At 72.2% G+C, this 11,341-nt stretch carries 11 protein-coding genes; 4 read left to right on the top strand and 7 right to left on the bottom strand.

Annotated features, from left to right (window positions below; all coding sequences use genetic code 11):
• Window positions 1-648: TetR/AcrR family transcriptional regulator (locus ACFWOG_RS35325; protein WP_380363387.1), on the bottom strand; the 648-nt coding region annotated here is incomplete at its 3' end.
• Window positions 649-879: 231 nt separating this feature from the next.
• Window positions 880-2,397 carry an MFS transporter gene (locus tag ACFWOG_RS35320; protein WP_329948796.1) on the bottom strand — a complete coding sequence of 506 codons (1,518 nt, stop codon included), beginning with the start codon at window positions 2,395-2,397 and terminating at the stop codon, window positions 880-882.
• Window positions 2,398-2,484: 87 nt separating this feature from the next.
• Here ACFWOG_RS35320 and ACFWOG_RS35315 point away from each other — a divergent pair, with 87 nt between their 5' ends.
• Window positions 2,485-2,937, top strand: a complete 453-nt coding sequence (locus tag ACFWOG_RS35315; RefSeq protein ID WP_329948795.1) for a MarR family transcriptional regulator — start codon at window positions 2,485-2,487, stop codon at window positions 2,935-2,937.
• Between the two features lie 18 nt (window positions 2,938-2,955).
• Here ACFWOG_RS35315 and ACFWOG_RS35310 read toward each other — a convergent pair whose 3' ends face one another.
• The 5 genes from ACFWOG_RS35310 to ACFWOG_RS35290 form a co-directional block, all read right to left on the bottom strand.
• The gene (locus ACFWOG_RS35310; protein WP_329948794.1) at window positions 2,956-3,903 is read right to left on the bottom strand and encodes a M56 family metallopeptidase; all 948 of its coding nucleotides are present in this window, start codon (window positions 3,901-3,903) and stop codon (window positions 2,956-2,958) included.
• Window positions 3,904-4,101: 198 nt separating this feature from the next.
• Window positions 4,102-4,743: a DUF5134 domain-containing protein gene (locus ACFWOG_RS35305; RefSeq protein WP_380363384.1), complete on the bottom strand. Its 642-nt coding sequence runs from the start codon at window positions 4,741-4,743 to the stop codon at window positions 4,102-4,104.
• Window positions 4,744-4,887: 144 nt separating this feature from the next.
• Window positions 4,888-5,640, bottom strand: coding sequence for an amino acid ABC transporter ATP-binding protein (locus ACFWOG_RS35300; protein ID WP_380363393.1), 753 nt, complete (start codon window positions 5,638-5,640; stop codon window positions 4,888-4,890).
• Between the two features lie 104 nt (window positions 5,641-5,744).
• Window positions 5,745-6,656 (bottom strand): amino acid ABC transporter permease, encoded by a 912-nt coding sequence (locus ACFWOG_RS35295; RefSeq protein WP_380363391.1) that lies wholly within the window; start codon window positions 6,654-6,656, stop codon window positions 5,745-5,747.
• Between the two features lie 8 nt (window positions 6,657-6,664).
• On the bottom strand, window positions 6,665-7,531 hold the full coding sequence (locus ACFWOG_RS35290; protein WP_380363382.1) for an ABC transporter substrate-binding protein: 867 nt from the start codon (window positions 7,529-7,531) through the stop codon (window positions 6,665-6,667).
• Between the two features lie 262 nt (window positions 7,532-7,793).
• Between ACFWOG_RS35290 and ACFWOG_RS35285 the strand changes: the two genes are divergently transcribed.
• Genes ACFWOG_RS35285 through ACFWOG_RS35275 form a run of 3 tightly spaced genes read left to right on the top strand, consistent with a single transcriptional unit; the run spans window position 7,794 to window position 11,022 of the window.
• Window positions 7,794-9,194: a DUF6421 family protein gene (locus ACFWOG_RS35285; RefSeq protein ID WP_380363380.1), complete on the top strand. Its 1,401-nt coding sequence runs from the start codon at window positions 7,794-7,796 to the stop codon at window positions 9,192-9,194.
• Complete coding sequence (locus ACFWOG_RS35280) at window positions 9,191-9,946, top strand: SDR family NAD(P)-dependent oxidoreductase (RefSeq protein WP_329880246.1); 756 nt, start codon at window positions 9,191-9,193, stop codon at window positions 9,944-9,946. The genes ACFWOG_RS35285 and ACFWOG_RS35280 overlap by 4 nt, the downstream gene beginning before the upstream one ends.
• Window positions 9,943-11,022 (top strand): threonine aldolase family protein, encoded by a 1,080-nt coding sequence (locus ACFWOG_RS35275; RefSeq protein WP_380363389.1) that lies wholly within the window; start codon window positions 9,943-9,945, stop codon window positions 11,020-11,022. The genes ACFWOG_RS35280 and ACFWOG_RS35275 overlap by 4 nt, the downstream gene beginning before the upstream one ends.
• Window positions 11,023-11,341: the final 319 nt, after the last annotated feature.

Here is an 11,341-nt window from a genome sequence, read left to right as displayed (position 1 = left end):
CGCCGCGCCCCGCCCCCGCGGGGGCCCGCCGCCCCCGTGCAACCCCGCGGGGGCCGGCGGCCTTTCGCGTTCCGGCGGGAGCGGCTGCGGCGGCCGGCCGAGGTGCCAGGGCAGGTCGTAGCGGCTGAAGAGGTCCGCGCGGATCGGCGCCAGCGGCACCTCCGCGCCCGGGAGCAGGACGCCTATGCAGCCGCCCATCAGGGCGCTGCGCAGCACCGCGTGCTCCGCGACGGGGTCGGGCGCACCCCAGTCGCGCAGCAGTTCCTGGAGGATCGAGCCGAGCCGTTGCTGCTCGGGGTCCTGGACGAAGGCGCCGGTGTCCGGGTCGAGGATCAGCGCCAGGTGCGAGCGCATCACCCGCGGGTGGTCCATGGCGAGGCCGAGCACCGCGTCGATCGCCCGGGCCAGCCGGGCCTCCGGTGTCGCGTCGGGCGCGAGCTCGCCGAGCGCGGTGGAGAGCTCCTGGTGCATCATCCGGTGGGTCGCCGACTGCATGAGCAGCCGTTTGCCGTCGAAGTAGTACGAGAGCAGTCCGCGGGCCAGTCCGGCCCGTTCGGCGATGTCGGTCAGCGTGGTCCCGGCGTATCCGTGCCGGTCGACCAGTTCGACGGTGGCCCGCATGATGCGTCGCCGGGAACGCTGACGCATCTCCTCATTGACCGAATCCCCGCGAGGTGCCATCGTTTCTGCTCCGTACGTTCGTTGGCTGTCGGCCAATATACTGGCGCGGCCGGCGACCGGACCGCGGCCCCCGGGCCTTGGGCCGGGCGGCGGCGTTCGGTTCGTACGGAGGCGCCGGCTCTACCAACACGGGGGTTTGGTGGAGCCGGCGCCCGCCCGGGGACTCCGTCCCGGGCCTGGTGGAACTCGTACCGCTGTTCAGCTCTTGGTCAGAACCTCGCCGCCCCGGTCGACCAGGTCGACTGACGGATAATCATAGTCCGGTACGGAGAAGTGAGGTGCCTTCGTCCGTCGGTCGAGAACGGCGCCCGCGACGGCGATCACGAAACCGACCACCGCGATCCCGGTGATGAAGAGCAGGGCGGGCCGGTAGCCGTCCAGCTGGGCCTGCGCGCCGGTGCCGCCGCCGCTGCCGGCGGTGATGATGGCCGTGGCGCCGGCCAGGACGACCGCGGTGCCGACCTGGATCGCGGTGTTCACCAGGCCGGAGGCCAGTCCCTGCTCATCGTCGGCGACGCCGTCGGTGGCGGCGATGTTCACCGAGGGGAAGGCCAGCGCGAAGCCGACGCCGAGCAGGATGATCGACGGCAGCACCAGCACCGGGTACGAGCTGTGCTCGTCGAGCCGGAGGAAGAGCGCGAACGCGCCGACCAGGGCGAGCAGGCCGATCGGCAGCAGCCGGCCGGTCCCGAAGCGGTCCACCACGGGGCCCATGAACGGTGCCGACAGGGCGATCATCGCGCCGGCGGGCAGCAGCCCGAGCGCCATCTCCAGGGCCGACCAGTCGAGCAGCTCCTGGAGGTAGAGCGTGACCACGAACTGGAAGCCGCCGTACGCGCCGGTCATCGCGAACGCGATCACGTTGGCGCGGGCGACCGAGCCGTTGCGGAAGATCCCGAGCCGGACCAGCGGGTGCGCGGTGCGGCTCTCGACGAACAGGAAGGCGGAGCCGAGCAGCGCCACGACGGCGAACGAGCCCAGGGTGCGCAGGCTGAGCCAGCCGGCGCCCTGCGCCTCGGTCACGGTGAAGACCAGCAGCAGCACGGTGGCGGTGCCGGTGATCGCGCCGAGCACGTCGTACCGGCCGGTGGCCTTCTCCCCGGCGGCCGGGCGGGGGAGCAGCCGGACGGCGAAGACCAGGGCGAGCAGGGCGATCGGGACGGGCATCAGGAAGGTCCAGCGCCAGCCGACCGAGGTGAGCACTCCGCTGAGGACCAGGCCGAGCGAGAAGCCGCTGGCCCCGCAGGTGGTGTAGATCGACAGTGCCCGGTTGCGGGCCGGGCCCTCCGGGAACGTGGTGGTGATGATCGACAGGCCGGCCGGCGCGGTGAAGGCGGCGGCGACGCCCTTGATGAAGCGGGCGGCGATCAGCAGGCCGCCGTCGTCGACCAGGCCGCCGAGCAGGGAGGCGGCGGCGAAGACGGCGAGTGCGACGAGGAAGACCCGGCGGCGGCCGAGCAGGTCGGCGGTCCGGCCGCCGAGCAGCAGGAGCCCGCCGTAGCCGAGTACGTAGCCGGAGACCACCCACTGGAGGGTGGAGGTGGAGAGGTGGAGTTCGGAGCCGATGGAGGGGAGCGCGATGCCCACCATCGAGATGTCCAGGGCGTCCAGGAACAGCGCGGCGCAGAGCACGATCAGCGTGCCCCAGAGGCGGGGACTCCAGCGCGGAGCCCCCTGTGATGAATCGTCAGACGTCGTGACGGTCGCGGTGGTCATGGGCAAGAGAGTACATGCACGTGCATTCAATGCAAGTGAATAAGATGTTAACGCATAAGTTGCTTCCGCATGTGATACCGTGGCGGCGTGGCTGAACTCGACCCCCACGATTCCCACGACTCCCCGGCGGAGGCCGGTCTGGTCGTCCAGTGGCGCGACCTGCTGGCCCGGCAGGCCCAGACCGCCTGCCTCCTCGACCGTGAACTCGGCGAGAAGCACGGCCTGGGCATGAGCGAGTTCGAGGTGCTGGAACGCCTCGTCGAGGGGTGTGACGGCAGTGGCGGGCACGGGCTGCGGATCCAGGAGCTGGCCGACACCGTGCACCTCAGCCAGAGCGCGCTCTCGCGGCTGATCGGCAGGCTGGAGAAGGCCGGGCTGGTCACCCGCGCGATGTGCACCAGTGACCGGCGCGGCATCCAGGTCGCGCTCACCGAGGCCGGCCGTCGGCGCTACACGGAGGCCCGTCCCCTGCACCGCGAGGTGCTCTCCCTCACGCTCGCCGACGAACCGGTGCGCGCCTGCGGGACGACCCTGGACTGACGGGGCCGGAGGCCGGCGCTACAGCAGGGACGCGAGGCCCGGTGCGGCGGCCGTCAGCACGACCGCCACCGGCGCGGCCAGGGCGGCCAGGGTCAGCTGCAGGCGGTGCGACACGGAGAGCCGGGGGCGCCCGGCCAGCAGCCGGTCCACCCGCTTCGGCGACTGGGCCATCCCGGGCGGGCAGGAGCCGAACACCCCGCGCCCCAGGTTGAGTTCGGCCAGTGCCAGGGCGGTGGTGTGCCGGCCGTGCCGCCGCGCGGCCCGGTCGTCCGCCGCCAGCTCCACCAGCTCGCCCACCTGATTCCGGAAGGCGCTGAAGACGCCGACCCCGGGGAAGCCCGAGGCGAGCGCCTGCGCGCCCTGCGCCAGCCAGTGGTGCCGGGCCCGGACGTGCCCGCGCTCATGGCTCAGCACCGCCTCCAACTCCCGGTGGGTCAGCTGCCGGAGCGCCCCCGTGGTGACCACCAGCCGGGAGTTGTGCCCGGGCAGCGACCAGGCCCCGGGCCGGACGTCCTCCAGCACCACCAGCCGCTCCCGGCGCTGCCGTGCGTCGTCGATGGAGCCCGGCAACTCAGGTGACAGCGTGGCCAGTTCGGCATGCCGGTGAGCGCGCAGCGCCTTCGCCGAACGGACCTCACGGGTCAGCGCGAACAGCGTCTGCAGCCCGCCCGCGGCCAGCACCGCCGCGCAGAGCCGGCCCCAGCCCTCGGCGTTGTGCAGTCCGTACGCCGCCTCCACGCCGTGCGGTGCGCCCGTGAACAGCAGCGACCGCAGGTCGGGGAGCGCGGCCGAGGCGGCCAGCAGCAGGCTCAGCGCACAGCACAGCAGTACGGCCACCACCAGGCACTGCCAGACCAGCAGCGCCAGCACGGGTTCGCGGTCCACCCAGCGGGCCCGGGTCAGCCGCCGGGGAGCGGCGGTGGCGAGCAGCAGTCCGAGCAGCAGCAGGCCGAGCAGGGCCGTCATGGCATGGGCTCCCCGGGGACGCACGGAGCGCGACAACGCGCTTCCCGTCCAACCTAAGCGCTGCCGGCGCGGCGTGGTACGACTTTCGGCCACCAGTGACCAACGCCACGGCTGTTCGGCGGCCGCGCCGCGAGGACGGTGCGGCGCCGCGACGGCCGTCCGGTGCCGCGCCCGCGACGGTGGGCGCGGGCGCCGGTGTCACATGGTCAGGAGCATGGCGAACATGCCGATGCCCATCGACAGCCGCCAGGCCCGGGGCAGCGTCGCCGAGGCCGCCGGCAGCCCGCCGGGCCCGCCTCCGGCACCGCTGAGCAGCCTGCTGCCCGACCAGAGCGCGTACCCGCCGAAGTAGAGCAGCAGGGCGCCGGTCAGTGCCGGCGATCCGGCCGCGGACGGGTGGTGGCCCGCGTGCCCGGCGGCGGGTGCGGTGGCCATCACGAGTGCCATGTAGGTCATCGTCAGCGCGCCGACCGCGTGGTGCAGCCGGTGCGCCCGCCGCTCCGGGCGGTACGCGGCGGCCAGCAGCAGGGCGACCGCGGGCGGGCCGAACAGCCAGGCCCAGGCGACGCCCGGTACGGCCGTCCCGGTCACGGCCATGGCGGCCATGCCGAAGCCCATCAGGGCCTCGGAGGCATCCGACTCGTACGCGTGCAGCCGGTGCGCGCGGGTCGCCCCGGTGGCCCCGGTCCTTCTCGGGCCGGGCGTCCTCGGTGCGGTTCCGGCTCCGGCCGCTCCCGGGGGCGGCGCGGGGGGAGTACGGCGCAGGCGGGTGAGGCAGTAGCCGCCGGAGGTCGCGGCGAGGGCGGCCAACAACCAGCTGACGAGGGCTGATCCGTGCAACGGCGGCCTCCCGGGCGGTGACGGGCGGGGGTTCCGTCCACGATCACGGCCCGGGGCCGCGTGCAGCAGGGCGCGTGCGGGGCGCATGGTGGTGCCCGGCGGAGTGGGCCCACCGGCGGGCGCCGGACTGCCGCACAGGTCCGGCTACCCGGAGAGCCGCCCGGAGGCGATGACCCGGCTCAGGAACCGCCGGGTCCGCTCCTGCTGCGGCGCCCCGAACACCCGCTCCGGCGAGCCCTGTTCGAGTACCACCCCGGCGTCCAGGAAACAGACCTGGTCGGCGACCTCGCGGGCGAACCCCATCTCGTGCGTCGCGACCAGCATCGTCATGCCCTGCTCCTTGAGGTTGCGCACCACCGAGAGCACCTCGCCGACCAGCTCCGGGTCGAGCGCCGCGGTGATCTCGTCGAGGAGCAGCAGCCGCGGCCCGGTGGCGAGCGCCCGCACGATGGCCACCCGCTGCTGCTGGCCGCCGGAGAGCCGGTCGGGGTACTCCCGCGCCTTCGCCGCCAGGCCCAGCCGGTCGAGCAGCTCGTGCGCCCGCGCCTCGGCCTCGGCCCGGGCCAGACCGTGCACCCGGCGCGGGGCGAGCGTCACGTTCTCCAGCACGGTCATGTGCGGGAAGAGGTTGTAGGCCTGGAACACGACGCCGATCCGTCGTCGCACGGCGTCCTCGTCGGCACGCGGGTCGGTGATCTCCGCGCCGTCCAGGAAGACGGCGCCGTCGTCGATCCGCTCCAGCAGGTTGACGCACCGCAGGAGCGTCGACTTGCCGGAGCCGGAGGCGCCGATCAGCGCCGTCACCGAGTGCTCGGGGACGGTGAGGTCCACGTCGCGCAGGACCGCCTGGCCGTTGAAGCTCTTGCGCACCGACTCCAGGCGCAGCACGGGCTTCACCGCCCCGCCCGACGGCGCGGCCCCGCCCGACGCCGCCGGCACACCCGGTCGTACGGCGGACGTGCCCGGCGGGCGGCCTGTCGCGTCGTCGGCCGGTCGGCCGGTCACACCGCACCTCCCTGCTGGCGTCGGCGGTTCATCCGGGTGGTGAGCCAGCCGGTGAACCGGGTGAGCGGGATGGTCAGCACCACGAAGACGAGTGCCGCCACCAGGTACGGGGTGGAGTTGAACGACCGGCCGTTGATGATCTTCGCCGCGTACACCGCGTCGATCACCCCGCCGATCGAGACCAGTCCGGTGTCCTTCTGCAGGCTGACCAGGTTGTTGAGGAGCGGCGGCACCACCCGGCGGACCGCCTGCGGCAGCACCACGTACCGCATCGCCTGCGCGTTGGAGAGGCCCAGCGACCGGGCGGCGGCCCGCTGGCTCGGGTGCACCGACTCGATGCCGGCCCGGAACACCTCGGACACGTACGCCGCGTACGTGAGCACCAGCGCGGCGCCGCCCAGCCACAGCGGGTCGGTGGTGACACCGGTCAGTCGCAGCGCCGGCACCCCGGTGATCATCACCAGCAGGCAGATGATCATCGGCAGGCCGAGGAAGAAGTCGACGTAGGCGGTGGCGAGCAGCCGCACCGGCAGGAAGACCGGCCCGCTCAGGGTCCGCAGCACCGCGAGCAGCAGGCCGAAGAAGAGGATCAGCACCCCGCAGACGGCCATCAGTTCCAGGTTGATCCGCAGTCCCTTGAGCACCTCGGGCAGTGCCTGCCGGGCGTACTCGGCACTGAGGAAGGACCGCCGCACGGCCGGCCAGCCGGGCGAGCCGACCACCAGCAGGACCAGCGCCACCGCCGTCACCAGCGTCGAGCCGGCCGCGATCAGCGCCGAGCGGTGGGCCCGCCGGCGCCGGTACGCCTCGTGGGCGAGCCGTCTCGCCGACGGCCGGTAGCCGTCGTCGGCCGCGCCCGGGCCGGCCGGCGTCCCCGGGTCGGCGGACCGCCCGGAGAGCCCCTTCACGGTGTCGCTCACTGGAGGACGGGGGCCGAGACGGCGTCCGAGAGCCACTGCTTCTCCAGCTTCGCCAGCGTCCCGTCGGCCCGCAGCGCGTCCACCGCGCCGGAGACGCAGCCGGTCAGCTTCGAGCCCTTGTCCAGCACCAGGCCGAACTGCTCACCCTTCGCGGAGCCCGCCAGCTGGCCGACCACCTGGGCGTCCGTCACCTCGGCCCCGGTGATGTAGAACGCCGTCGGGAGGTCGACCACCAGGGCCTCGACCTGACCGTTCCTCAACGCGGCCTTCGCCAGGTCGTTGGAGTCGAAGACGGCCGGCCGGGTGGTCGGCCTGATGGTGTCGGTGACCGCGTCCAGGCTGGTGGTGCCGACCTGTGCGCCCAGCTTGGCGCCCCTGAGATCGGCGAGGCTCCGGGCCGAGGCGGCCTTGGAACTCTTCAGCGCGATCACGGCCTGGCGCACGTCGTAGTAGCCGGAGGAGAAGTCCACCGCCTGCCGGCGCTCGGCACTGATCGACACCTGGTTGATGTCGAAGTCGAAGTTCTTCGGACCGGGCGCGGTCGCCGTGCCGAACGGAGCGACCACCCACGTCACCTTCTCCTTGGGGTAGCCGAGCTTCTCCGCCACCGCGTGGGCGACCGCGGACTCGAAGCCCTTGCCGTTCGCCGGCGCGTCCTCGGCGAACCACGGCTCGTACGCGGGCTTGTCGGTGCCGATGGTCAGCGTCCCCGCCGCCCGGGTGGGCAACGCGCCCGGCGCGCAGCCGCCGGCCGTGCTCGCGGCCGTGGGGTTCCCGTCGGACGCGGTGTCCTGCGGGGCACAGGCGGCCAGCACGGCACCGGCGAGCAGGAGGGCGGCGAGCGGCTTTCGGGGGAGGGGCATGGCGGGGCTCCCGGGAGGAAGGGGACGGACCGGTCGGGTGGGGAACCTCCCCCGGTGGCGACGCCGGAACACGCGCGGCATGGTCGGCTTACCGGGCTTCGTCCGCTCTGTCCCGGAAGATCCCGGCAGCTGTTCACACGGACGACATACGGTCTCCGGCCCCGGTTACCGCAGATCCGCCGCCAGGTGCCCCCTTGAACAGAAGAACCTTTCGTACTTATGGTGGTCTCGTTGAAAACCCTCCTGTCGAAGTGAGTCCCCGATGCAGAATCTTTCGCCAAGGCTCGCCGTGGCGACCGACGCCCCGGTCGAGTCCCTCGCCGGCCACCCGGCCTGGCTGCGGCTCAAGGAAGCTGTCGAGGCCCTGCGCCCCCTGCAGTCCAAGGACGGCTCCATCGACCTGTCCGTCGTCGAGCGCCGGACGGTCGACCCGCTGGTCGCCACCGTCCGCACGGCCGTCGCGGAGCTTGCGCCGCTCTTCCCGCACGACGCGGCCTACCTGGCCGCCGTCGACGTGGACCTGGCCAAGTGGGCCGACACCGGCTACCGGGAGCCGGACTTCCTGGACTCGCTGCTCGCCTTCCAGCCCGCCGAACAGCGCGAGGACGGCCTGGAGCACCTGGTCGTCTTCCCGATGTACACCCAGAACGGCAACCCGAACCGCAACCTCGAAGCGGTCCTGCTGAACGTCGTCTGGCCCGACTGGCTGGCGGAGCTGGAGCGCACCCGCTTCGACAACCCGATGTTCGTGCCGATCACCTTCACCGACTTCACGGCCGGCTACGACACCAACTCCGCCGTCCTCTTCCCCGAGACCGTGGCCGTGCGCAAGGCGCCGGAACGTTTCACCTGGGGCGGCATCTTCTGCGACCGTGAGGCCGCCCGCTTCCGGGTCGTCTCCACCAACGCCGTCGAGCTGCTCGGCCTGGAGATCCCGGCCGACGCCGAGAGCCTGCTCCAGGACCAGGAGCGCTCGCAGCAGACCTTCGTGCTGTGGGACCTCATCCACGACCGCACCCACAGCCACGGCGACCTGCCGTTCGACCCCTTCATGATCAAGCAGCGCAGCCCGTTCTGGATGTACGGCCTGGAGGAGCTCCGCTGCGACCTCACCACCTTCAAGGAGGCGGTGAACCTGGAGGGGGAGGGCAACGAGCACGCCCGCGACGTCCAGTACGCGATCCTCTTCGACCGCCTCTTCCGCTTCCCGGTCAGCGGCGACCGCGTCCGCAACTACGACGGCCTCGGCGGTCAGCTGCTCTTCGCGTACCTGCACAAGCACGACGCGCTGCGCTGGCGCGACAACCGCCTCAGCATCGACTGGGAGCGGGCCCCGCAGGTCACCAACGCGCTCTGCGCCGAGATCGAGACCCTCTACCGCGACGGCATCGACCGTCCCAAGCCGGCCCACTGGATCGCCGCCTACGAGCTGGTCTCCCGCTACCTCACCCCGCACCCCGCCTCCACCTGGGCGAAGGGCTCCGCGGCGCTGCCGTTCGACATCACCGAGGGCAAGGCCCTCAACAAGGCCCTGTGCGACGCTGTGCTCCCCGACGAGTTCCCGCTGAGCATGTTCTACGAGGCCCTCTCCAAGAAGCTCAGCGGCGTCATCGCCTCGACCACCGGCATCACCGGTGCCGGCCTGCAGGGAGTTGCCGCGTGACCACCGCACCCAAGGGACCGCTCAGCGGCAAGGTGATCGCCGTCGCCGGCGCGAGCGGCCCGGCCGGCCAGGCCGTGCTGCGCCGCCTCACGGCGGACGGCGCCACCGTCATCGGCGCCGACATCGACGCCCAGCGGCTGGAGGCCGCCCTCGACACCGTGCGCGTCGCCGTGCGCGGAGCCAGGGTCAGCGGCCAGGTCATCGACCTCCTCGACCCGCAGGAGGTCCACGACTGGGCCGACCACCTGGAGGCCGAGCACGGCCACGTCGACGGCCTCCTCCACCTGGTCGGCGGCTGGCGCGGCAGCAAGACCTTCTTCGACACCCGGATCGACGACTGGGACTTCCTGCACGACACCGTCGTGCGGACCCTCCAGCACACCTCGCTGGCGTTCCAGCCCGCCCTGGTCCGCAGCGGTGGCCGCTACGCCATGATCTCGGCCGCCGCCGCCCACAAGCCCACCGCGGGCGGCGCCGCCTACGCCGCGGCGAAGGCCGCCACCGAGGCCTGGACGCTCGCCATGGCGGACTCCTTCACGAAGGAGACCACCGCCGAGGACGGCAAGCCCACCGCCGCGGCTGCCATCCTGGTGATCAAGGCGCTGGTCAGTCCCGAGATGCGGGCCGAGAAGCCGGAGGCGAAGTTCGCCGGCTTCACCGACACCGCCGACCTCGCCACCACCCTGGCGGGCCTCTGGGACCGCCCCGCAGAAGAACTGAACGGACAGCACCTGTGGCTGACAGCCCGATGACCGACCCCACCCCGCAGACGGACGCCGTCCGGCGGCACGACCCCGCCGTCCGCGGCTTCGCCAGCGACAACTACGCCGGTGTGCACCCGGAGGTCCTCGCCGCGATAGCCCTCGCGAACGGCGGCCACCAGGTGGCCTACGGCGAGGACGACTACACCGCCCACCTCCAGGACGTCTTCCGCCGGCACTTCGGCGACAAGGCCGAGGCGCACCCCGTCTTCAACGGCACCGGCGCCAACGTCGTCGCCCTGCAGGCACTGCTCCCGCGCTGGGGTGCGGTCATCGCCGCCGAGTCGGCCCACATCAACGTGGACGAGGGCGGCGCCCCGGAGAAGATGGGCGGCATCAAGCTGCTCACCGTCCCCACGCCGGACGGCAAGCTCACCCCCGAGCTCATCGACCAGCAGGCCTGGGGCTTCGGCGACGAGCACCGCGCGCAGCCGCTCGCGGTCTCGATCACCCAGAGCACCGAGCTCGGCACCCTCTACACCGTGGAGGAGATCCGGGCGATCGTCGACCACGCGCACCAGCTCGGCATGCTGGTCCACGTGGACGGCTCCCGCCTGGCCAACGCCGCGGCCTCGCTCGGCGTCCCGCTGCGCGCCTTCACCACGGACGTGGGCGTCGACGTGCTCTCCTTCGGCGGGACGAAGAACGGCCTGCTGTTCGGTGAGTGCGTGGTCGTGCTCAACCCGGAGAAGGTCCGGAACATCAAGTTCCTCCGCAAGACCTCGATGCAGCTCGCCTCGAAGATGCGCTTCGTCTCGGTCCAGTTCGAGGCGCTGCTCGCGGGTGACCTCTATCTCCGCAACGCCGGCCACGCCAACGCCATGGCCAGCCGCCTCGAGGCCGCCGTCCGCGGGATCGAGGGCGTGACGGTCGTCCGCCCGGTCAGGGCGAACGCCGTTTTCGCGATCCTCCCCCGCGAGGTGAGCGAGCGGCTGCAGAAGCGTTACCGCTTCTACTTCTGGAACGAGCACACCGGAGAGGTCCGCTGGATGTGCTCGTTCGACACGACGGAGGCTGACATCGACGCCTTCGCGACGGCCATCGCCGAGGAGATGGGCCGCGTGTGACAGGCCTCTGACATTCGTCCGACCCGTGTCCTGCACGCGCTCCGGCGCCTGCCGAAGGCCTGCTCGAACCGCGGATCGTCCCGTCCTGCCGCCGCAGGACGGGACGATTTGCATGTGGCGTGCCGATCGCCGTACAGTTCCGGAGTCGCCGCGAGAGAGCGGGGGCAAGCGGAAAGCAAAATCCGATGAATGAAACTCCGGAAAACGGAGCGCAAAACGTCTGATAAGCTGGAAACACGAAAGAACGAAGCGCCCGGAGGGCCGGTGTGAAAGCCGCCTGAAGGAAGTGTCCGTTCCTTGAGAACTCAACAGCGTGCCA

The organism is Kitasatospora sp. NPDC058406 (genome assembly GCF_042722765.1).
Classification (GTDB): Bacteria; Actinomycetota; Actinomycetes; order Streptomycetales; family Streptomycetaceae; genus Kitasatospora.
This window is presented reverse-complemented; position numbering and strand designations above follow the sequence as displayed.